19 protein-coding genes are annotated in these 22,125 nt (G+C 37.6%); 9 read left to right on the top strand and 10 right to left on the bottom strand.

Features of this window, described 5'->3' with window-relative positions:
* Nucleotides 1-35 precede the first annotated feature (35 nt).
* Both OQX64_RS06900 and OQX64_RS06905 read right to left on the bottom strand, forming a co-directional pair.
* Nucleotides 36-1,130 (bottom strand): MBL fold metallo-hydrolase, encoded by a 1,095-nt coding sequence (locus OQX64_RS06900; protein ID WP_265818162.1) that lies wholly within the window; start codon nucleotides 1,128-1,130, stop codon nucleotides 36-38.
* A gap of 100 nt (nucleotides 1,131-1,230) precedes the next feature.
* Nucleotides 1,231-2,181 carry a helix-turn-helix domain-containing protein gene (locus OQX64_RS06905; protein WP_265818163.1) on the bottom strand — a complete coding sequence of 317 codons (951 nt, stop codon included), beginning with the start codon at nucleotides 2,179-2,181 and terminating at the stop codon, nucleotides 1,231-1,233.
* A 153-nt stretch (nucleotides 2,182-2,334) separates the two neighbouring features.
* Here OQX64_RS06905 and OQX64_RS06910 point away from each other — a divergent pair, with 153 nt between their 5' ends.
* The 3 genes from OQX64_RS06910 (at nucleotide 2,335) to OQX64_RS06920 (ending at nucleotide 5,896) form a co-directional block, all read left to right on the top strand.
* Entirely contained in the window at nucleotides 2,335-4,413 is a 2,079-nt protein-coding gene (locus OQX64_RS06910; protein WP_265818164.1) for a TonB-dependent receptor plug domain-containing protein, read from the top strand.
* Nucleotides 4,414-4,424: 11 nt separating this feature from the next.
* A complete protein-coding gene (locus OQX64_RS06915) occupies nucleotides 4,425-5,498 on the top strand; it encodes an HmuY family protein (RefSeq protein ID WP_265818165.1) in 1,074 nt (357 codons plus the stop codon).
* Between the two features lie 116 nt (nucleotides 5,499-5,614).
* Nucleotides 5,615-5,896: a pyrimidine/purine nucleoside phosphorylase gene (locus OQX64_RS06920; protein WP_265818166.1), complete on the top strand. Its 282-nt coding sequence runs from the start codon at nucleotides 5,615-5,617 to the stop codon at nucleotides 5,894-5,896.
* Between the two features lie 60 nt (nucleotides 5,897-5,956).
* Here the strand turns inward: OQX64_RS06920 and OQX64_RS06925 are convergent, their stop codons facing one another.
* On the bottom strand, nucleotides 5,957-7,228 hold the full coding sequence (locus tag OQX64_RS06925) for a M16 family metallopeptidase (protein ID WP_265818167.1): 1,272 nt from the start codon (nucleotides 7,226-7,228) through the stop codon (nucleotides 5,957-5,959).
* A complete protein-coding gene (locus OQX64_RS06930; RefSeq protein WP_265818168.1) occupies nucleotides 7,221-8,465 on the bottom strand; it encodes a M16 family metallopeptidase in 1,245 nt (414 codons plus the stop codon). Before OQX64_RS06930 ends, OQX64_RS06925 begins: the two co-directional genes overlap by 8 nt.
* Nucleotides 8,466-8,630: 165 nt before the next feature.
* Here OQX64_RS06930 and OQX64_RS06935 point away from each other — a divergent pair, with 165 nt between their 5' ends.
* The 3 genes from OQX64_RS06935 (at nucleotide 8,631) to OQX64_RS06945 (ending at nucleotide 11,127) form a co-directional block, all read left to right on the top strand.
* Nucleotides 8,631-9,260, top strand: coding sequence for a hypothetical protein (locus OQX64_RS06935; protein ID WP_265818169.1), 630 nt, complete (start codon nucleotides 8,631-8,633; stop codon nucleotides 9,258-9,260).
* A 1-nt stretch (nucleotide 9,261) separates the two neighbouring features.
* Nucleotides 9,262-9,939, top strand: a complete 678-nt coding sequence (locus OQX64_RS06940; protein ID WP_265818170.1) for a hypothetical protein — start codon at nucleotides 9,262-9,264, stop codon at nucleotides 9,937-9,939.
* A 63-nt stretch (nucleotides 9,940-10,002) separates the two neighbouring features.
* A complete protein-coding gene (locus OQX64_RS06945) occupies nucleotides 10,003-11,127 on the top strand; it encodes a CofH family radical SAM protein (RefSeq protein ID WP_265818171.1) in 1,125 nt (374 codons plus the stop codon).
* Nucleotides 11,128-11,599: 472 nt separating this feature from the next.
* On the opposite strand, the gene OQX64_RS06950 is transcribed toward OQX64_RS06945, so the two are convergent.
* Both OQX64_RS06950 and OQX64_RS06955 read right to left on the bottom strand, forming a co-directional pair.
* On the bottom strand, nucleotides 11,600-12,700 hold the full coding sequence (locus tag OQX64_RS06950; RefSeq protein WP_265818172.1) for a serine hydrolase domain-containing protein: 1,101 nt from the start codon (nucleotides 12,698-12,700) through the stop codon (nucleotides 11,600-11,602).
* Nucleotides 12,701-12,878: 178 nt separating this feature from the next.
* The gene (locus tag OQX64_RS06955; protein WP_265818173.1) at nucleotides 12,879-13,574 is read right to left on the bottom strand and encodes a DUF92 domain-containing protein; all 696 of its coding nucleotides are present in this window, start codon (nucleotides 13,572-13,574) and stop codon (nucleotides 12,879-12,881) included.
* Nucleotides 13,575-13,873: 299 nt separating this feature from the next.
* Here OQX64_RS06955 and OQX64_RS06960 point away from each other — a divergent pair, with 299 nt between their 5' ends.
* The 3 genes from OQX64_RS06960 to OQX64_RS06970 all read left to right on the top strand — a co-directional run bounded on the left by OQX64_RS06960 (nucleotide 13,874) and on the right by OQX64_RS06970 (nucleotide 18,497).
* On the top strand, nucleotides 13,874-14,461 hold the full coding sequence (locus OQX64_RS06960; RefSeq protein ID WP_265818174.1) for an RNA polymerase sigma factor: 588 nt from the start codon (nucleotides 13,874-13,876) through the stop codon (nucleotides 14,459-14,461).
* A 93-nt stretch (nucleotides 14,462-14,554) separates the two neighbouring features.
* Nucleotides 14,555-15,535 (top strand): FecR family protein, encoded by a 981-nt coding sequence (locus OQX64_RS06965; RefSeq protein ID WP_265818175.1) that lies wholly within the window; start codon nucleotides 14,555-14,557, stop codon nucleotides 15,533-15,535.
* Between the two features lie 307 nt (nucleotides 15,536-15,842).
* The gene (locus OQX64_RS06970) at nucleotides 15,843-18,497 is read left to right on the top strand and encodes an outer membrane beta-barrel protein (protein WP_265818176.1); all 2,655 of its coding nucleotides are present in this window, start codon (nucleotides 15,843-15,845) and stop codon (nucleotides 18,495-18,497) included.
* Between the two features lie 183 nt (nucleotides 18,498-18,680).
* Here OQX64_RS06970 and OQX64_RS06975 read toward each other — a convergent pair whose 3' ends face one another.
* The 4 genes from OQX64_RS06975 to OQX64_RS06990 form a co-directional block, all read right to left on the bottom strand.
* Nucleotides 18,681-19,322 carry a DUF2306 domain-containing protein gene (locus OQX64_RS06975; RefSeq protein ID WP_265818177.1) on the bottom strand — a complete coding sequence of 214 codons (642 nt, stop codon included), beginning with the start codon at nucleotides 19,320-19,322 and terminating at the stop codon, nucleotides 18,681-18,683.
* Nucleotides 19,323-19,400: 78 nt separating this feature from the next.
* Nucleotides 19,401-20,540, bottom strand: a complete 1,140-nt coding sequence (locus OQX64_RS06980; RefSeq protein WP_265818178.1) for an AraC family transcriptional regulator — start codon at nucleotides 20,538-20,540, stop codon at nucleotides 19,401-19,403.
* 101 nt (nucleotides 20,541-20,641) lie between these two features.
* On the bottom strand, nucleotides 20,642-20,863 hold the full coding sequence (locus tag OQX64_RS06985) for a hypothetical protein (RefSeq protein WP_265818179.1): 222 nt from the start codon (nucleotides 20,861-20,863) through the stop codon (nucleotides 20,642-20,644).
* A gap of 11 nt (nucleotides 20,864-20,874) precedes the next feature.
* A complete protein-coding gene (locus tag OQX64_RS06990; protein ID WP_265818180.1) occupies nucleotides 20,875-21,975 on the bottom strand; it encodes an acyltransferase family protein in 1,101 nt (366 codons plus the stop codon).
* Nucleotides 21,976-22,125: the final 150 nt, after the last annotated feature.

The following is a 22,125-nucleotide window of genomic DNA, read 5'->3' on the forward strand; positions in this document are numbered from 1 at the left end:
TAAAATTAAACACAGTGTGAGCATTATTGTTTAATTTATTCTTCCTGCCACCAATTTGTATCAGGCAGATAGCTATTTAACCGGATGGTTTCACCCAGCCTCGGTGTCACCAAACGCAATCCATTTTCCTTTGCGGCCTTTACCACCCTGTTTATCGGATCGTTCCAGGGATGCATGGACAAACTAAATTTTCCCCAATGCACCGGTAATAAAACTTTAGCCTGAAGATCAATTGCAGCTTTCACCGTTTCCTCCGGAAACATATGAATATATGGCCAATAGGCGTCATATTGCCCGCATTCTAAAATCGCCAGGTCAAACGGACCATGCGCTTTACCTATTTCAGTAAAATGGGTATCGTATCCGGAATCTCCACCAAGGAACAGTTTTGATTGGGAGGTTTCCAATACAAATGCAGACCACAGGGTTTGATTTCGTTTAAACTTCCTTCCTGTAAAATGCCTGGCAGGCACTGCTGTAAACTTTAGGTCTTCAGCTAATGAAACCGTTTCATGCCAGCAAAGTTCATGGATTTGATCAGCAGATATCCCCCATCTTTGTAAATGCGAACCCACACCAATGGAAGTGACGAATTTTTTAACATGAGGTACAAGGGTTGAGATTGTTTGAAAATCCATATGATCATAATGATCATGCGTGATGAGCAAGACATCAATATTTTTAAATTGCGCGGCCTTCACAAAATCTGTTCCCGGGAAAGCCTTACTTCCTATAAATGAAAAAGGTGAGGGTACTTTACTAAACACAGGATCGACCAAAATGCGGAGATCATTTATTTTAATCAGGTAAGACGAATGTCCAAACCAGATCACTTCCGGCAAATGTTGATCCGGTACAGCATCTATATCAGGCTTAACAGATTTTAATGCTTTAACTGGAATTTTATTGGGATGATCTTCAAAGAAAAATGCTTTCATTATGGTAAAGAAACTAATCCCTTCCGGCTGCATGGGGGTAACAGATAAGTTTTGTAAGGCACCATTGCGGTAATTCGGTAAATGACGAATTTTATCTAGCCTTAAACCACTGGGTAAGCTTCCGAAAACAGGTAGATTGATAACAATTAAAACCAATATGGCAATGGCTACAATAATATAAAGGATGATCATGTTCTATAATTAATCCGTAAATGTAGTTATTGCAGAAAAGTATTATGTACAACAAGCTGATCGTTCAGTGCTTTTTCACTTTATTCTTACAAAAAACTAGTTATTCATCTATTTGGATCAGATTATTTTTATTCAGGCTTCCCGGCGAAATTCCATACTGTCTTTTAAAAGCCGTAATAAAATGTTGTGCATTTTTATATCCTACCAGAAAAGCAACCTCGTTTACTGTTTTCTTCTCCTGCAGGAGCAGGTGCTGTGCTTTTTCCATCCTTAATTTATAGAGATAACCAAAAACAGTATAGCCAGTCAGTATTTTAAAACCTTTCTTGAGTTTAAAATCATTAATCCCGGCCCGACGGGATAGCTCAATCAATGAACCCGGACGCTGCAAATTATTTTCAACCAGCTGTTTGGCAAACATAATTTTCATCATATCATCTTCCTTAATTGGTACAGCTGCAGGCTCTTTTTTCTGCAGGTAAAAAATAATCAATTCGAACATTCTGGATTCCAGAAAAATCCGCTCCACCCGTCCCTGGTATGAATAACTTTCTAAACGATTAAGCCACAAGCCTACTTCTGGGGTTAATAGATGTTGTTGAATCGTTTGATGATCTTTTAACTCCTGATTGGTAAGATTTTGAAAATAAGATGTTGTTAGCTGAACATATACGTAACAAGCCTTTTTGACAGCACGAATTACCAGGGGTTCAAGCCGGCCTGATAAAACATAATACTGGTTTTTAGCTATGTTGAGTAAATAACCGGTATTGGTGGACTTATTAAAACTTATCTTACCGTCTATACAAAAAAGGAAGCCGATATGATGAGCTGAAGATTCATATAAAAAATCTTCAACGCCCTGATTGGCTATTTCAACCCTGCTGATGTGAACTCCGTCAAACCATTTTTCCTTTAATTTAATCTGATAATTATGGGTTTGAATTTGCTTCTCCATTTCTTCTATATCCTCCTTGATCTGGAAGTTATCCTTGTAAACCTGTTCATGGATGGTATGTTGTGATGCATACGCTGAGAGTTTAATTTTCATTTAGTTAAATTTTATAAAGGTTATCACAGGCATTAGCGTCTTTATCATATGCTGTTTTTAATCCGTATAACGGCATTAATTATCCGCCTTGCGTTATCTCCATTTTGTGATTATGTACAAATTTGCATAATTATTTATAATTAGTCTAAATAAATGAAAATATATCTGTCGTTTGCCTTCGTTTTATGTGGATTATCAGCTGTAGCTCAGCATGCTAAAGTTGATACCTTGGGGGTAAATGATTTAAAGGAAGTTGTGGTAACCGGTCAGTATGGACCACAATCGATAAAAAATTCAGTTTACCAGGTAAGAACGATAAGTGCAGAAAAAATCAGACTGCGGGGTGCGCTGAATATTCAACAGGTTTTAAATACAGAACTAGGCTTCAGGTTCAGCAATGACCTGACTTTAGGCACCGCTGATGTTACTGTAATGGGCATGAGTGGCCGGAACGTAAAAGTATTGCTGGATGGTGTTCCGATGATTGACCGGTCTGATACCAGAGAAAGCTTGAATCAAATTGATATCAATACCATTGAGCGAATAGAAATAGTAGAAGGCCCGATGTCAGTCGTGTATGGATCAGACGCTTTGGCCGGAGTGATCAATATCATCACGAAGGGAGCCGGAAAATCGAACTTAAATGTTACAGCAAGAGTACAGGAAGAAACAGTAGGGAAAGAATATACTCCATTTTCTGGTAAAGGCAATCATGTTCAAAACATTGGTTTGAGCTGGCAAAATAAGGGATGGAGTGCTTTGGCTGGTGTTACGCATAATGATTTTGGCGGCTGGAATATTAAACCCAGTACCACGCCAAGAGATATCGTAGATCAGGATCTGGCCAATGGAAACCGCTGGAAGCCAAAAGAACAATGGCTGGCCAATACTAAATTCGGCTATCGCAATGAAAATTTTAATATCTGGTACAGGCTGGATGGTTTAAAGGAAGAAATTATCAGTCGCGGAGGGATGAATCCTTTAAATTATATTGCAGAATGGCAAACCTATAAAACTACCCGTTATACTAACCAGTTACAATCGGAATGGAAATTAAGTCCTTCTCTTCAAATTACGGCAATTGCAGGCTATTCTGACTTAAAAAGATTAACCAAAACAGTCAACCATAATTTTAGCACCGGAACAGACATTTTAGGTACAGATCAGGGTAAACAGGATACTGCTAAATTCAATTCGGCAATTTTCAGGGCTACTGCTCAGTATATCCTGAACGATAAAGTATCCTTTCAGCCCGGGATGGAATACAACAGGGATGCAGCCGGCGGACAAAGAATTAATGGTACACCCGTAATCAATGATTATGCTTTCTTTATATCATCAGAAATCAAACCAATAGCTGGCATTAATATCAGACCAGGATTAAGGATCATTAAAAATTCTGTTTACACTGCGCCACCAGTCATTCCATCAATCAATACCAAGTTTGCATTAGGTAGAAAATTAGATTTAAGATTGGCATATGCACGCGGCTTCAGGGCTCCAGCTTTGCGCGAATTGTATTATGATTTTGTAGATGCCAGTCATAATATTCTCGGCAATCCGGATTTAAAGGCAGAAGAATCAAACAGTTTTAACGGTTCATTAACATGGGAAGCCCATAATACCTCCGAATTTAAACTTCGTACAACTTTAGCTGCCTTTTATAACCTGTTCAAAAACCGCATCACATTTGCACAATCAGTGCAAAATGCAACAATCACCACATTATTCAATTTATCAAAATTTAAAACTACAGGCTTTACCGTAGATAATACAGTCATTTATAAAAATATCAATGCCACTATTGGTGCTTCTTACATTGGCCGATATAACGAACAATTGGTGGAAAACCCAAGCCTGACTATTCCAGCATTCTCATGGTCTCCCGAAATTACGGCAACAATAATGTATAACCTGCCTCAGCTTAAAGGAAACATCAGCTTATTTTACAAATACACCGGCAAGTTACCCAGCTATCAAAACAATGGTGCCAATGCAGCAGATTATAAGCTGGTTGAAATCGGTGATTTTAGTTTAGCCGATTTAATGTTTAACAAAAGTCTTTATAAATACTTCACGATTAATGCAGGGGTAAAAAATATGTTTGATGTTACTCAACTCACCAATTCTTCTACGGCATCAGGCGGTGCCCATAGCACAGGCGGTGGTGCGGTGCCCTACAGCTATGGTCGCTCTTATGTACTCGGAATAACTTTTAACTGGAACAAATAATAAAACAAAAAATGATGAATAAACTTCACTCTATGATTGCAATCGCCGTTTTGGCGATCACTTTTACTGCTTGTAAAAAAGATAACGATGAACCTCTAATTGTTGTACCACCATCAGGTGGAAGTACGCTAACTTTAAGTGGTAAAACCGCTGAGTCTAATTATGCTAACATTGTGTATGCAGATTTAAGTACAGATAAATCAACGTCGGTTAATAGAAAAAGCTGGGCTTTAGGATTTTATAACGGCGCTGATTTTAAAGTCGTACTTAATCAATCCTTTCAGGCGCTAGCCCAGGTTGTTAATAAAACTGATATTAATGCCGTAACATTGAATGATGCTAAAGCCTCAATGGTTTATAATATGAGTTTACAAGCATCTCCCCCATTGGTAAATGCGGTTAGTTTAGTTGATAGTTATAACGGGAGCTTAAATCGCACTGCTATAGCTGCAGTATCTGCAACTGATGCCGAAAATAAAGTATATATTTTAGGTTTAAACGGAACTTATACAGAACCAAATCTTTACAAAGTGAGGGTATTAAGAAATGGCACAACTGGCTATACGTTACAATATGCAAAAGTTCAGGAAACTACTTTTAAAACTGTAAGTATTTCAAAAAATGCCGATTTTAATTTGTCGTTTGTCTCTCTCGGAAATAATAATGATGGAGTTGTAGTCAACGCAGAGCCTAAAAAAGCAGAGTGGGATTTTCATTGGAGCTTCAGTACCTATAGATCTTTAGCCAGTGACCCGGAATCCAATCCATATTTTTACCAGGACTTTATCACGACCAATAATTTAGGTGGCGTAAGCGCACTTCAATTTGAAGAAACAGCCTCAATAACATATACAAATTTTACTGAAGCTAACCTGGCTGGACTGACATTTTTAACTTCAAGAGATGTTATTGGGAGCAACTGGAGAATAACAACAGGTACGGGAATCATTAAAAAATACTTTTATTTAATAAAAGACAGTGCAGGTAACATTTACAAATTAAGATTTGTAAGCATGGGTGTTGGTAGCGATGGCGGCGAACGCGGCAAACCCGTAATTGAATACAAATTAGTTAAAAAAGGATAGTAACCTAAAAAATATGTTTTGTTAGTTGGATAGATGCTCCCCGCGATGGGGAGCTTTATCTTTTTACAGGCTTTACCATTATCTCAAATTTTATAGCTTTACAAAAAGATCAAACGATGATAATAGAAAATACTTATTTTAACGGAAACGTTAAATCTCTTGGTTACGAAACCGCAGAAGGAAAATCTACTCTAGGAATTATAAATCCCGGTGAATATGAATTTGGGACGGCGGACAAAGAAATTATGCATATTGTGGAAGGAAAACTATCAGCATTGCTGCCCGATCAAACCGACTGGCAGCATTTTGAACCTGGAAATAGTTTCGAAGTTCCGGCCAATTCCAGGTTCAAAGTTAAAACAGAGGTTCCTACAGCTTATCTTTGCCAGTACAGATAATAAAAAAAACCTATAAGGTCTTAAACACCTTATAGGTTTAGATATAGCTTTCTAAATTAATTACTTCTTCCCTACTACCACTTCTGTAAAATCTTCCAGATTAAAATACTGATTGGCTAAAGAACGGATTTCTTCGGCCGTTATTGACTTTACTTTTTTAATGTAGTTTTCATAATAATCATAACCCAAACCAAATAAATGAATGTTTTTGAACTTATCTGCGTGAGAAAAAACATTTTCAAGACTACCCAGCATTGACCCGAGCATATAATTTTTAACAAGCATAAGCTCCTCTTCCATAACAAGCTCGTTTTTAAGCAATTCAATCTCTTTATAAATTTCAACCAGGGCATCAGCACAAACTTCAGCACCTACTTCAGTTGCGATAAACAGGTAACCTGCATCCTGCAGGGATGATATTCCAGAACCGATACCATAAGTATATCCTTTATCTTCACGGATATTGTTCATCAGGCGTGAACCGAAATATCCGCCTAAAATGGTATTTAAAATCTGTAAGCCCGGAAAATCTTCATGCGTACGATTGACGGCCAGCTTTCCTATTCTAATGGCAGATTGTAAAGCATCAGGACGCTCTTTATAAATAACTTTACGGGGCAGGATGTTGAATTTAAAATTATTTTTCACAGCCTTGCCATTTTCCCAATGATGACCAAATTGTTCATTTAGCTGGTTAAAGCTTTCGTTTTCAAATTTACCCGACACTACAATCATACAGTTATCCGGTGCGTAGGCAGCCTTGAAATAAGCAATTAAATCTTCCCTTTTCAGTTCGTCATAATGCCGCTCTTCAATGTTTACACCATAAGCCGTATCTGCAAAAAGTGCCTGTGCAAATTCCTTTCTGGCGACAATATCATTCTTTTGCAGGTTTACCTGCAGTTTTTGCTTCTGATTCTGAATATAAATATCCATTTCAGCCTGCGGAAACTGGCTGTCAGTAATTACATCTTTTAAAATGGGCAATACAGCTGCCAGGTGCTTGTTTAAGGTATAAAGTGTCACCGTTGATTGATCCTGTACATATTCCGTTTGAAAAAATGCACCGTAAAAATCAATTTGTTCTGCAATTTCTTTTGATGAAAGTTTACTGGTTCCATTATTTAACATGGCACTAACGGCAATGGCCTGCAGCGGTTTTTCAATATTCCAGTTTACGTTATTGAAAATAAATTCTATACGTACCAAATCCTGCTCACCAGAATAAACGGTATAAACCGGAATACTATTATCCAATTTGTGATGAATGGGCTGTATAAAATTGATGGTTGATACCTGCTTAAAATCAGGCGCTAATTGTCTGTTAAGCATCTTTTTCAGTTAAATAATATAAAGTTGATGATTGTTCCCTGCCAAAAGTCTCGTTTGCGATTCTTTTAATATCTTCGTCTGTTACTTTTAAAAATTCTCCTGCCTCCTGATTCAATAGGGTAGCATCGCCCAATAGCTCATAATAGGCCAGGTTCATGGCTTTATCCAGTAAGCTCATTTCAGAAAACACCAATACCGACTCTACCTTATTCTTGACCTTCGTTAATTCATTTGCAGATACGAGTTCGGCTTTAAGCTGATCCAATTCTTTCCAGATGGCTTTCTCGGCAGTTTCCATCGCCACCCCCTCTACCAGTTTGCCCTCTACAATAAATAATCCGGCATCCAGACTGCTGGAAATATAAGCATTGATATCACTAAATAATTTTTGCTCCTTTAAAAGGCTGTTGTATAAACGTGAAGATTGTCCGCGCGATAAAATATCTGAGAGCAAATCAAATGCGTAGTAGTTGGAATTAAGCCTTCCTGGCATCTTAAAAGCCATATAAATAGCATTTAAGGGTACACTGGCTTTTACAGTTTCAGTTCTGGCCTCAGTTTGAACATCTTCCTGTACCAGGTTTCTGACATATTTCTCTCCAGCCGGAATAGGTTCAAACCATTTTTCTGCCAGTTTTTTAACATCTTCCGTTTTTACATTTCCACCAACCACTAAAATAGCATTCTGGGGTGTATAATGTTTTTTAAAGAAAGCCTTCACATCATCCATGGTTGCATTTTCGATGTGCGAAAGTTCTTTTCCAATGGTGGCCCACCGATAAGCATGTTTTTTATATGCTAAAGGGCGTAATTTTAACCAAACATCACCATATGGTTGATTAAGATAACGCTGTTTAAATTCTTCACAAACCACGTTCCTTTGTGTTTCCAGGCTTTTCTCAGAAAAAGCTAAGCTTAACATACGGTCGCTTTCCAGCCAGAATGCCGTTTCTATATTTTCTGCAGGGAGTGTAATGTAATAATTGGTGATATCATTACTGGTAAAAGCATTATTTTCACCACCTACCCTTTGTAAAGGTTCATCATAACTGGGAATGTTAACCGATCCACCGAACATTAAATGTTCAAATAAGTGAGCAAAACCAGTTTTATCAGGGTCCTCATCACGGGCACCCACATCATACAAAATATTTAAAACTGCCATTGGAGTGGTCGGATCTTCGTGAACCAAAACCTTTAATCCGTTAGCCAGTGTAAAACGATTAAAATCTACCATAGCCAACAAAGATAGACGAATTGTTGAATTGCTGAATTGTTTAATCACTTAAACAGCCAATGGATGATTAATTTTTATGATTTGTTAAATGATGAAAACACCATTTGTAATTTCTTTATTACATTTAATTCTTTAAATTTATTGAAAAATTAAACCAAAAAAAATATGCTGACATATGTGATAATATCGCTCATTTTAGTTGCTATAAGTCTTTTTTTACTCAATTTTAAAAGAAATAGCCCTTGGCGTAAAAACAATAATGATACGTTTAGTTTTATTATCTCCCTTATTTCTACTTTTACAGGATTATTTATTGCATTAGCTGTAAATACTTTTCTGGATAACATCAACCAAAAGAATAACTTAATTAAGCTACTTAACACCACCAATTTAGCCATCGAAAATTGCCAGATGAAAACCAAGGGAATGTATTTAAACACTTCAAATTTCGGAGTCAACTTGACTGAAACCTTGAAGAAAACACCTGTTACATTGCCGAAATTATACCCACAACTCGAAACCAATAATTTGGTTAATGATTACTTTACACCAAATGCTTTTCAAGCTTATATTGTTTGTATAGATAACATGGAAACCTTCGTTAAAAACCTTAGCAATACTGAACAAACCAACAATGGAACGAAAATAGAAATCCTTAGCAGATACTTAAAATATTTGGAATTCGCTAAGAGTATTAACAATTTAGAGATTGAAAGACTGGGTGGGAACATAACAGAAGATCAGGAAACCAGTTCTTTAAAGAAAATAGTTAGCCAATTTACTACCTCAAAATAATATGAAAAATATATTTTTAATTTGTCTGTTAACCTTCAGTCTAACAGCATGTAATACCGCAACAAAGAACGAAGAAAAAATTGACTTTACTAAATCTTATGAAGCTGCGGCCCTCGCACTTACCGATGCCCAGTTAAATTATGATGCAGCTGTTGCAAGTAACGATGCCGCAAGAATAGCAGCCGCAAAAGTACAGTTAGAAACCGCCAAAACAACTTATTTAAAAAGTAAAACCTATTATACCGCAAATGGTGGCATAGTAAAACCGGAAGATGAGCAATTACTTGGTAAAACAAATACTGCTTTAGGTAAACCTGTTGATGATACAACCACTATAGCCTTACCACCACCTGTAACAACCTCTAAACCATTGAGTAATTTAGAACAAACGCCAATGGCTGTTGCAGCTAAAAAGTTTATAGACAGTGGTAAAGTAAATGCCAATAAAAAAATAAAACAAGTTTCGGGCGCTATAAAAACTGGTGAGCAAACGGTTAAACAAGTTTCTGATGCGGTTACTACCGGGCAAAATACAGTTAAAAACAATGTAATTAAGGCCAATGAAAGTTTAACAAAAGTTAACGACAGCGCAAAAAAACGTTTAGAAGAATTAAAAAACCAAGGAAACAATTTGCGAAACCTGTTTAAACGTAAAGCAGATACAACTAAAAATAATTAAGGCTACATTGTTTTTTTATAAAACTGTGATTATAGTGCTACTTATTTCGAGTATTTTTGCTTCATGAATACAGCCGATTTACTGCAACGGGCGCTACATTTTGATTTTTTAACGCAAGAGGAAGGCGTATACCTATACCACCATGCCGATACTTCATCATTGATGTTTGTAGCCAATGAACTGAGAAAAATTCAGGTTCCGAGTGGTAAAGTAACCTGGCAGATAGATAGAAATGTTAACACCACCAACGTTTGTATTGCGAACTGTAAATTCTGTAACTTTTTCAGAAGACCTGGTCATGATGAAAGTTACATCACTGACATTGAAACTTATAAAGTAAAAATTGAAGAAACTTTTCGTTTAGGTGGCGATCAGTTATTACTTCAAGGTGGCCATCACCCGGATTTAGGGTTGAATTTTTATGCTGATTTATTTAGAAAGTTAAAAGAATTATATCCCGATTTAAAACTTCACGCTTTAGGCCCGCCGGAAATTGCCCACGTAGCGAAATTAGAAGGCATTAGCCATACCGAAGTTTTAAGTGTATTAAAAGAAGCCGGGATGGATTCGCTTCCTGGTGCGGGTGCTGAAATTCTGAACGACCGTGTTCGCCGCTTAATCTCTAAAGGAAAATGTGGTGGACAGGAATGGCTGGATGTGATGCGGGCCTGTCACCAGCTGGATATTACCACTTCTGCAACCATGATGTTTGGCCATGTAGAAACCATTGAAGAACGATTTGAACACCTGGTTTGGATTCGTCAGGTTCAAAGTGAAAAGCCTGCTGATGCCAATGGTTTTCTGGCCTTTATTCCATGGCCTTTTCAGGATGATGGCACTTTGTTAAAAAGATTACGTGGTATTAGTAATAATGTAACTGCTGATGAATACATCAGGATGATCGCTTTAAGCAGAATCATGCTGCCGAACATTAAAAATATTCAGGCAAGCTGGTTAACAGTTGGTAAAACAACTGCCCAATTGTGTTTACATGCCGGCGCAAATGATTTTGGATCAATCATGATAGAGGAAAATGTGGTTTCTGCTGCAGGTGCACCGCATCGTTTTACAGCAAATGGCATTCAGCAATCTATTAAAGCTGCTGGGTTTGAACCACAATTACGTGGACAAAAATATAATTATCGTGATTTACCTGAACATTTAGAAGAACAGGTAATTACTTATTAAAAACTGGTAAAAGTCCCTACGCACCTATTGGCACCTTTACCGATGTGAAATTGGCATATATCCCCCGGAAGGGAAAGGGTATGTTATAGGAGATGGTGAGACACGAGGTTTAAGCTAACTTGTAAAGGAAAAATAAACCTTGGCAAAGCACACCTCGTCACCTCGACCGCAATGTAGATGTCTTGATATTGAATATATTAAATTCCACTTTAAGATGTGAGTAAATATCGGGCATAAAAGCATTAGAACTACTCAGAGATATGCCAGAATTAAAAAAAGCAGAATGGGCAAAATGATAAGCCATATAAAGAGCATATTATTTGATGAATATAGTAAACTATGGATATCGTGTTGAATTTTAAAACTTTTCAAGCACAAAAAAACACTGGGTATTTGAAAAGTTTAAAAGCTAAAATTTAGATCTAACAACAATCATAGCCTCCCCTTAAAAAGAATACATCTTTTTTTAAGATTAATTATATAATATCGTTCTTACTTTTTGCAAAGATGAATTTATTTTGGCTTCAGAATGATTTTGCAGGATTATTATCGTTTTATCACTGTCCAAATGCCTTTCTATATAAGTAGAATACCCTGGCCAACCTCCGGTATGATATACGATTTTGCCATTTTTTGTTGAATTCCCTACGAACCACCCAAATCCATAATGAGTTTCTTTGCCATCTTTGGTTTTTACAGAATTAAATATGAGTTCTTTATCTTTTGAATCTATCAATTTATCGGTATAAAGTGCTCTGTCCCATTTAAATAAATCCTCTGTTGTAGCGTTTACGGTTCCGTCGCCCACGATTCCATCTAGATAATAAGTGTAAAATTCTTTTCCAAAACTATCAGGAAGCACTTTATATCCTAAGCTATCTGTAACATAACCAAGAGCATAATTCTTTATTTCTTTTGGTTCAAATCTACGTCTATAGATAAACGTATTTCTCATTTTTAATGGTTGAAAGATGTTTTCACTTAAAAATTGTCCAAATGTCTTATCTGATACTTTTTCTATTATCAATGCTAATAAAGTATAACCTGTATCGCTGTACTGGTATTTTTCGCCAGGCTGAAAAATAACTTTTGGCCTGTATTTCGCAAAAACATTTACAATATCCTGATTGGTAGCAAATTTTGTTTTATCCCACTTTTCTTCAAAAATCTCTATATAGTCAGGAAGCCCGCCAGTGTGGTTAAGTAAATTTCTTATGCTGATGTTTCCGTAGAAAGCCAGTTCAGGAATATATTTAGAAATTTTGTCGTCATAGTTCAGTTTTCCTTGTTTTTCCAACAAAACAATTCCCATAGCAGTAAATTGTTTGGAAACAGATGCCAACTCAAATATGGTTTGGTTATTATTTTTTTGCTCGGTTTTCTCATTGGCAAAGCCATAACTTTTTTCAAATATGATTTTCCCTTGGTCTGCAATCAACACATTTCCATTAAACATTTTCTGCTTAAAAAGAGCATTAAATAAGCTGTCAAGTTGCTTATATTTCACTGATTGACCAAATGTGAAATTAAATACTAAAAGCCCAATTGTAATCAGTAAAAATGTTCTTCTCATGGTATCTTCTTTAGAATTGCCTTAGCAGGGCAGTTATTGCCGAAGGACGGGATTTGGTTCCCTCAGTTCAGTAAATATAAAAATTTTTGATAGAAGCACAAAAGTTCAACTTAACACTTCAATCCGTCTTTTGGTTATGTCTCAGTACAGAAAGGCAACATTATACCAAAGATAGATACTAATCAAAAATCCCTTCGAGTGCCAACATCACGCCCGCTGCAAGCAACGTATTCAAAAAATTAACCGCATTATTTCCGATCAACCCTTTCCGCTCCAGCAAAGCCCCCAATACAGAATCGGTCATGTTACCTATTGTTCCTGAAAGCACGATAAACAAAACGCTGATGCCCCAGCCCCATCCAAGCGCATAAATGCCGGCTATTATGCAACTTCCCAAAATACCGATCAGGGTACCTTCCAGACTGATCACACCATCCTTACCGCAAGTGTCAGGCTTAAAAGAAATAATATTAAAAAATTTTCTTCCGTAAACCATCCCCAGCTCAGAGGAGAGCGTATCTGCTGTTGCGGAGGCAAAAGCCGCAGCCACCGCAGGCAATAACAGATGGGCTAGCCGGGGACACAAAATAACCACCAGACCTGCAAGCCCAGCCGTACCAGCATTGGCCAGCACCTGTAGCATACTGCGGCCTTTTTCGGTTCCCTCACCGCTGTCAAAAACCATTTTCTGATGCTTTTGCCAGGATGTGGCGGCAGAACCCAAGATAAAAAATGTGGTCATCATGGCTAGTCCGGTATAACCGGCAGCACTAAAAATAATAATGGCCAGTAAGGCGCCGGTAAAAGCGGCTGAAACAGTCAGCTTTCTGGCCAGAATACTGTAGGCCATACCGAATACAATGATGATAGGCATCAAGATGCCGCTATTAAACATAGTGCAAATATATCCGAATTTGTATTCATGCAAAAAACCATGGGCGTATTTAAGTCTTAACAAGCTGATAAAAACCGGCTTGTTGCCTAAAACCAATGATAATGTTGCAGCAAGCTAAATTTTTAATTTTTATCTATGAACAGGAAACAATAAGAGATGGCATCTCTGGCTTCATATTGTTTGTAAAATTTCGTCATGTGAATCAGATGCAGTAAATTCAATCTAAAACTTAAGTCCAAAACTATATCATTGGTATTAGTATATTCGTCACGGATAAAATGATTGATATAAAACTCCTAAGCGACAATGAACTGTTTATTTTGTTAAAACAAGATGATCACCACGCGTTTACCGAAATTTATGATCGATATGCGGTCACGCTTGCAGCATTTGCAGGCTCCAGATTGTATCATCTGGAGGTGGCCAGGGATCTGCTACATGATTTGTTTGTCAAACTTTGGGAGGATAGGCATTCCATTGAAATTAACACAAACCTAAAGACCTATTTATATTCAGCTGTCAGGTATAAGGTAATTGATAAAATCAGAGAGAACCTGATCAGGGAAAAACATGCAGCCAAAGAGCAGGTTAATAAAACAACACAACAATACACCGCACAGGATCAGCTGGAGGCGGAGGAACTGCAAAAATCCATTGATAAGTCTTTAGAAGCACTACCCCGCCGCACCAGGCAAATCTTTTTGCTAAGCAGAACTGAGCACCGAAGCATTTCTGAAATTGCCAAAATACTTAACCTATCAGAGCAGACTGTAAAAAATCAATTAAGTTCGGCACTTAAGCACTTGCGGACATCCATTAACAACAATCTACTTGCGGGTGCCCTGGTATACCTATGGTTTCATTAGGCAATGAAAACCTTTAGGCTTGCCATTTAAAATTTATTTTTTTTTTGTAGTACCATCTCCGCAGTTATACGACAACTGAGAAATTGAGCTATTATGGATTATCCAAATTTTGATGAATTGCTAAACCGCTATCAACGTGGTGAAACCAGCGTTACGGAAAATGAACAGGTAGAAATTTGGCTCGCCAAAATGAAGCCCGAGGATACCCAATGGAACCACCTGGATAATACTGGTCGTGAATTATGGATCACGGAGCTAAGAAATGATATCCAGAAAAGTATAAGGTCAAAAACCGTAGTCCCTTCGCGGTCAGTGAGAATCATACAGTGGAGAAAACTTACCGCCGCCGCCGCTTTAATCGCCATCATTTTTTATGTAACCATCAACTGGACTTCCATAAAAGATAAGATTGAAGCCAGAAATTTCTCCACGTTAAACGTTTCCGAACACCAGACTAAAAGAATACTATTGCCAGATGGCAGCACCGTGTGGATCAATGCATCATCAGAACTGCAGTATCCGAAATCATTTGATGGAAAAACGCGGGAAGTACACCTGACCGGAGAAGCATATTTTGATATTCAGCATCAACAGAATAAGCCCTTCATTGTGCGGACAGGAAATATTACAACCACCGTACTTGGAACTGCATTTAACATTAAAGCCCTGAAAGCTGCCAACCGGATCATCGTAACCGTTACCCGCGGAAAGGTGGGAGTTGCTGACCAGAATCATCTTCTGGCTTATGTTACTCCTAATCAGCAGTTAATTTATCACATCTCAAAAGCTGATAATGAAAAATTAACAGTAGATGCCCAAAAGACCATTAGCTGGCGGGACGATTTATATTTCGATGATACAACCTTCGAAGAGGCTGCAAAACGTTTAGAACAACGGTTTAATGTCAGGATTGCTTTTGCCAATGAAAACATAAAAGGATGCCGTTTCTCCGGAACCGCTTTAGGAGATAAAAGTCTAGATGAAATTTTAACCATGATATGTGCCATTAATCAGGCGGGCTACAGCAAAAACTCAAACGGTCAGTTCATCATTACTGGAAATGGCTGCAAATAAAAAAACATTGGCAATAAACATGAGCTAATCAAAAGTGAATGGCTACCCGTCTGCAAGGCGGATGGGGATAGCGAAAAAGCTGCAAACCGGGTGCAACCGGTCTGCAGGGTGCCTGGATCATCCGGGCTGTATAATCAATCTGACAATCAATTAAACGTTTAAAAGTATGAATTTTTCTGCATCAATGCAGTGGCTGAAACAGCTATGTATAAATTTTAGCAAGAAGCTCTATATTACACACCTCTTATCTATTCCATTCATGCGCGTAAGCTTGCTTTCATTTTCTATTTTACTTTGCTTTCTCCAGATGCTTCATGCTACGAGTGGAAATGCCCAGTCTATAGTCACTGAAAAAATTACGATCGGACTTCAGCATGAAAGCCTGCATCAGGCGATCAAAAAAATAGAATCTAAAACTACATTTAGATTTTTCTACAGGAATGCAGATATCAAATCCATGACCGGTTTGAACCTGAGTTTACAGACCAGAACTATTGAACAGGTACTTACAGCATTGCTGAAGGAAACGGAACTCACCTTTCGACAAATTGAAGGCAGTATCCTTATTGAGAAAAAAAATCAAAGCCATTATCAGATAAAGGGGCGTGTTATCGGAATGGATAGGATACCCATTGACCATGCTACAGTGCGTATCCGCTTGGCAGATGCCACAAATATTGTGCAGGAAGCCAAGTCCGATAGTACCGGCTATTTCATGCTCCGGGTTCCGGAAAAAGGCAAATATATCATTGCAGTTTCTGCCCTTGGTATGGATAGCCTAACGATAAGCCTCACGCTTTCTGATCAAATAAGGGTCTCACTGGAAGATATCGTATTGAGTACCCATGCCAATCATCTTGCTGAGGTGGTTATTGTAGGCAAAAAAGCATATATCGAACAAAAAATTGATCGCACAGTTATTAATGTTGGTGCCCTGATTTCAAATGAAGGTGCCAACGCTTTGGAGGTATTGGAAAAATCACCTGGCGTAGTGGTAGATGCCAATGGCAACATCACTTTCAAAGGAAAATCTGGTGTAATGGTTTTAATTGATGGTAAACAGACTTATCTTTCCGGAAACAACCTTGCCGGATACCTCAAATCACTTCCCTCTTCCACGCTTGACCAGATTGAGCTCATGGATAATCCTCCGGCCAGATACGATGCCGGCGGTAATTCCGGAGTGATCAACATCAAAACAAAGAAATCAAAAGCTATAGGCCTCAACGGCTCGATTGCGGCCAGTTTTGCACAGGCACATAAAGCGCAAACCAGTGAGAGTGCAAATCTCAACTACAGAACAGGAAAAGTAAACCTATTCAGCAACCTGTCCTATAGCCTGAATCAAGGGTTTAGAAAACTCGATCTGGATAGACATTACTTTGAAACTGATGGTTCATTAAAATCCATATTCTCACAGGTTCAGTATATAAAGCCGGTAGCCAATGCCTTTAATATTAAATTGGGGATGGACTATTTTAGTTCAGCCAGGACCACCTGGGGAATCGTTCTTACCGGCCTTAATACGGCAAACCAAACCGGAAACCCCTCTGTGAACAGTCTTTTTGATGGTCAGGCAGCATTAACAAATACCGTTATTGCAGACAACTATAGTACGGGAAATTTTAGAAATCATGGCATAAACCTGAATTATATGCATCAGTTTGATAGTATTGGAAGATCAATCAGTGTTGACATCGATTATCTGAAATACGATTCTAAAACAAATCAATCCTTTTTTAATCAATCTTTTTCTTCAACAGGAAATTTAACCGGATCCGGAAATATGATCAGCCATCTGCCAACCGACATCCATATTTATTCCCTTAAAACGGATTATTCACAGCCGCTTACAGGTAAGGCAAAGATAGAAGCCGGATTTAAAACCAGTTATGTCAATACCGATAATGCTGCCAATTATTTCAATGTTAATAAAGGTATTAGAACAGTAGACAACACATTGTCCAACCAGTTTCTTTATGGGGAAAACATCAATGCCATATATCTCAATTTAAACAAAAGCCTGAATAGATTTGCTTTTCAGGCTGGCCTTCGCCTGGAAAACACCAATGCGAGCGGGCATCAGCTGGGCAACGCGGTAGTGCCGGATTCAGCTTTCAGGAATCATTACACCAACCTGTTTCCTACGGCATATATGTCCTATAAGCTGGATAGCGCTGGAAATAGCCTGCTAATTCTTTCATATAGTAAAAGAATTGGTCGTGCATATTATCAGGATCTCAATCCCTTTATTACGATTTCAGACCCTTTTACCTATTCTTCCGGAAATCCCTATCTCAGGCCGCAATTTTCCAATAACTATAAATTGTCTTACCATTACAAAAGTGCATTCAGTGCCTCACTCTATTATTTCTACGTGAACGACCTCCAGAATGAGGTAATCCGTCAGCAGGAAGATATTTTTATAGATGGAACAGGCAATATTGGAAAAGCAACCTATTTTGGTGCTTCAGTGAACGCAAACCTTTCACCAGCCAAATGGTGGTTTTTTTCTACCTACCTTCAGGTATTTAACAATAGGTTTCAGGGTGATTTGTTTGGAAATGCACTTGATCAGTCTTCTACATTTGGAGAAATGAATATGACCAATCAATTTACACTTGGCCGCGGATGGAGCGCAGAGATAAGCGGCTGGGGAATTACCAGAAGAGCTGGAGGACAATTCATAAACTATGCTACCGGACAACTGAATGCCGGTTTGCAGAAAAAAATATGGGCCAATAAAGGAGCTATAAAACTCAGTGCCAGAGATATATTAAATACTTATACTGCAGATGGAATGACCAATTTTATACCTAACGCCAATTCAACCTTTAAAAATAGATTTTATCAGCGAACCTTTTCCATTGGCTTTAATTATAACTTTGGTAGTAACAATACAAATAAAAAGAGAGCCGTTGGCAGTGCCGATATTGAGAAAGCACGGATAAAAGGCCAATAGCAATAGTTGAAAAGGCAAAACCTTTTCTCATCGGCATTTCAAAACAGATGCCGATGAATTTCTATGTTTCACAAAGGAAAATAAATCACCATAAATATTTCCAGGATGAATAGTGTTCGAATGATACTGTCACTTCACTTCTGTCTCCCTTTTAATAAATGTCTCCTATTACTCCTTTAAAATTCAGTTTGCCGGCACCTGCCTAGTCTCTCCTTCATGTAGGACTTCACCTTTTATAATGATGAAGTGTGCAACGAACAAATTAGGAATCCACGATAACCAGGCTACCATAAGATAAGCGGTACCATAATGGCCAATAATCACAATGAGAACAGGCAACCATATTCTCAGTGTTACAGCAGCAAAACAGGCGGCATAGCTATAGATCATCATATGTTGATGTTTTAAAATTTGTTTTTTCCTGATAGTCAGGTAAGCGATCAAAGTAACACAAAACCAAATGATGGCCAGGCAGCAAAAACCAAGCGAAGCCCAAAATCCCTGGTCTGCAAACAACGCAATATAAAAGCCCGAAAAAGAACTCATTAAAGCGGATACCACATAAATTTTGCCAATAAACTGATGAATACGAGGTTTATTGTGCCTGAGCTTTGCATTAAACTGAATCCATCCAATTAATAAAGCTACTCCACCAAAAACAATATGGCTATAAAAGGAAAATTGCCAGACCTCACTATGCAGCAGCCAATCTGGCTTGCCACTTAATATTCCTGTTTTCCCATGATTTAATAAATATTTAAGCGGATATAATCCGATCAGAATAGCGAATACAGCGAACAGCAACTGGAAAATCTTTTTTTTCATTTTAATTCATCATTGAAAACCAAACGGGCCATCCATCATCTGCCCGGTATGATGCACAAAAATGCATGATAGTGGCCTTTAAATGGTTCCACTATGTAAGGTGGCACTCATTTCTTGATCAAACTGTGCCTGAAGTTCAATCTTATGTTGTTTTAAATAGGTTGTGGGTGATAATCCCGTTATTTTTTTGAAATTCCTGTTAAAGGATGTTTTAGAATTAAAGCCCACCTCATAAGCCAGTGACAGCAAGGTGAACTTTTGGTTTTCAGGAAAAGCGACAATTGTTTTAAATTCATCAATCCTTAACGCGTTGACATAATCATAAAAATTTTTATGCTCTAATCTATTGATGACCTGAGATAAGCTATTGGAATGAATGTTCAACTGCCTGGCCAGCTCGCTTAAAGATAGTGCCGGATCTTTAAAAAGTTTTTTTTGATCCATGAGTGTTAAAAGCTCCAAGTGTATCTCTGATAAGTGCCCTTCCCCTATTGCAGATTTCTGATATTTAACCGGGAATGTGATCGCTTCATTGTACGGGGAATGAATCTCAATTTTATCGTTAAAGATGCCCGCTTGTTTTATACCAAAATAGCCAATATACAGAATAAAAAGATCAACACAGGTAAAAGTAGTGGTGTCCTTGCCAAAAAGAACAGACAACCAGATTAAGCCCATGCCAACCATTAGTTTATTTAACCAGTTTAAATTGATTTTTTCTATATCCGACAGCTGATTGGAAATGGTTTGTTGATGTTCTTTTAATAAAAATAAGGAAAGCACGATATATACCACTCCTGATGGTATAACTGCAAAATGGATGATTTTGAGTATAGTGGTATAACCGGCACCATTATTTTCATAAACCAGAATTTTTTCTGATACGGGCAGCAGAAAAAATGGTGATAAAATCCCATAGATTAAAACAGTTGGAATAAAATGAAAAACACCCGGTAGTGTAGCGATTTTTTTTCCGGTTAATAATGCAGTATACAGATATAAAAAAGGACCGTGAACAAATGGAACCGCAATTTCAAGACCCAATAAATATGGAAATTCAAGAAACTTTCCTGTAGCAAGCAAGTAATAAGTGAGCAGGTGAAATGAAATGAGAAATAACCAACAGGCCAGCACCAAATCTGCTGTAGATTTGCCCCTTTTGGTAAAAAGAAGGATGGAAAGGAAAAAAGAAATAATGATCCCTATGAGATGCCACATGCGCTAACTGCTAAAATATCCGTAAATATAAAGGAAAATGACAACATATAGAATTCGCTTTGGTATGCTGTTTTTTCCTATTTCAAGGTATTACCAGGATGCTACTCCAAGATTTTGCCCTGGGTTTTATCCTTTAATACACCCACCCATAATACTGGCTGTTCATGAAATAAACTGTTAAAGGTAGCCGAATCTTTTGTAGGGGTACTCTGCATAAATTGCTGTACCACTTCTTTAATTTTAATTTTTTCCTGATGGTGATCTTGAGCAAACGACGGCTTGAACAGTTGAAGTAAAAAGATCATCATAATAATAATTCTCATCGGATTTATTTTTAAAGGTTTATTATTCTATTTTTAAATATACTGGCTGGTTTTTCGATAAAAAACCGATAAAAAACAGCCACCGCCAGACACAGTAGAAAACAGCATAACAGCAACACACCATCAGAAATAACCATATGGTTTTTTTCTACGAACCGTTGTGTGAGGTGTATTACCCCTTTATGCGATAAATAGATAGCATAAGAAAGCATTGCCAGTTGTGAGGTAATAACAGATTTATTTTTCGCCAGGAAAGATGAGCTGGATATAGCCCCCATTAAAATGATGCCGTAACTGATGGCGACTAAAGAGAAGCCCAAAATAGAAGCACTTGCTAAAGTTTGATCTTGGCAAAACCAGAAAGAAAATGAGATAGCGATCATTCCGGTTAACAGTAATAGATTTCCTTTGGTATCAAGCATTTTTTTGAACGGCTTGGAATATTGATATAAATGCCCGATTAAAACACCAATGGCCAATCCATCCAATCGCGTATAGGTGGGATAGTAAATATACTGATACCACTGTTTCCAAAAATCTGGAGAATTAAGGTGAGGTAAGATAATTTCATACCAGGAAAAGGCCCGGATAAAAATGGAAATCAGCAGCAGCAGCATAATGCCTAACTTTAAATAAGAAAATCCTTTGATTCTGATTAAAACGCCTAATGATAAGGGCAACAAAAGATAAAACTGTTCTTCTATACATAGCGACCATGCATGAGAAAAAGTTCCTTTATGTATCACGTCTAATCCATAATTCTGAGTAAAAGTCAAAAATTTCCAGATGGGTGGTAAAGTTTCTTTTTCTCTGAAAACAGGAATGTAGATATATAGCAGCAGGGTAAATAGATAAGGTGGAAGAATCCTGAAGAACCTTTTTAATAGAAAAAGATTCATTTTTATGGCACCAGTTTTTTTAAATTCTTTAAATAATTGATTCGAAATTAAAAATCCGCTTAATACAAAAAACAGGTCTACACCAGTCCACCCTACCGATCCGATGGTATCAATCCATGCAGGATGCTTAAAAGCCCGGTAATGATACGTCAGTACCATTAAAATGGCTAGAGCCCTCAAATGATCCAGTCCATGAAATTTCTTTTCTTCCATTCGTTTCTTTTTCCAGCAAAGATTCTGCTTTTCAAAATGTTTCGGAACAACTGCGTTTATACGCCATGATTTTAAATGCGGATAACCACATGCCCCCTTTAAATGCTAAATGATGTCGTTCGCATGTAAAATCTTGTCATTTGCATTTAT

This window comes from Pedobacter sp. GR22-10, assembly GCF_026239715.1.
GTDB lineage: Bacteria > Bacteroidota > Bacteroidia > Sphingobacteriales > Sphingobacteriaceae > Pedobacter.

Coding starts and splice junctions, on each gene's coding strand:
- OQX64_RS06900 (WP_265818162.1), bottom strand. CDS start 1,130: ATGATCATCCTTTATATTATTGTAGCCATTGCCATATTGGTTTTAATT.
- OQX64_RS06905 (WP_265818163.1), bottom strand. CDS start 2,181: ATGAAAATTAAACTCTCAGCGTATGCATCACAACATACCATCCATGAA.
- OQX64_RS06910 (WP_265818164.1), top strand. CDS start 2,335: ATGAAAATATATCTGTCGTTTGCCTTCGTTTTATGTGGATTATCAGCT.
- OQX64_RS06915 (WP_265818165.1), top strand. CDS start 4,425: ATGATGAATAAACTTCACTCTATGATTGCAATCGCCGTTTTGGCGATC.
- OQX64_RS06920 (WP_265818166.1), top strand. CDS start 5,615: ATGATAATAGAAAATACTTATTTTAACGGAAACGTTAAATCTCTTGGT.
- OQX64_RS06925 (WP_265818167.1), bottom strand. CDS start 7,228: ATGCTTAACAGACAATTAGCGCCTGATTTTAAGCAGGTATCAACCATC.
- OQX64_RS06930 (WP_265818168.1), bottom strand. CDS start 8,465: ATGGTAGATTTTAATCGTTTTACACTGGCTAACGGATTAAAGGTTTTG.
- OQX64_RS06935 (WP_265818169.1), top strand. CDS start 8,631: ATGCTGACATATGTGATAATATCGCTCATTTTAGTTGCTATAAGTCTT.
- OQX64_RS06940 (WP_265818170.1), top strand. CDS start 9,262: ATGAAAAATATATTTTTAATTTGTCTGTTAACCTTCAGTCTAACAGCA.
- OQX64_RS06945 (WP_265818171.1), top strand. CDS start 10,003: ATGAATACAGCCGATTTACTGCAACGGGCGCTACATTTTGATTTTTTA.
- OQX64_RS06950 (WP_265818172.1), bottom strand. CDS start 12,700: ATGAGAAGAACATTTTTACTGATTACAATTGGGCTTTTAGTATTTAAT.
- OQX64_RS06955 (WP_265818173.1), bottom strand. CDS start 13,574: ATGCCTATCATCATTGTATTCGGTATGGCCTACAGTATTCTGGCCAGA.
- OQX64_RS06960 (WP_265818174.1), top strand. CDS start 13,874: ATGATTGATATAAAACTCCTAAGCGACAATGAACTGTTTATTTTGTTA.
- OQX64_RS06965 (WP_265818175.1), top strand. CDS start 14,555: ATGGATTATCCAAATTTTGATGAATTGCTAAACCGCTATCAACGTGGT.
- OQX64_RS06970 (WP_265818176.1), top strand. CDS start 15,843: ATGCTTCATGCTACGAGTGGAAATGCCCAGTCTATAGTCACTGAAAAA.
- OQX64_RS06975 (WP_265818177.1), bottom strand. CDS start 19,322: ATGAAAAAAAAGATTTTCCAGTTGCTGTTCGCTGTATTCGCTATTCTG.
- OQX64_RS06980 (WP_265818178.1), bottom strand. CDS start 20,540: ATGTGGCATCTCATAGGGATCATTATTTCTTTTTTCCTTTCCATCCTT.
- OQX64_RS06985 (WP_265818179.1), bottom strand. CDS start 20,863: ATGAGAATTATTATTATGATGATCTTTTTACTTCAACTGTTCAAGCCG.
- OQX64_RS06990 (WP_265818180.1), bottom strand. CDS start 21,975: ATGGAAGAAAAGAAATTTCATGGACTGGATCATTTGAGGGCTCTAGCC.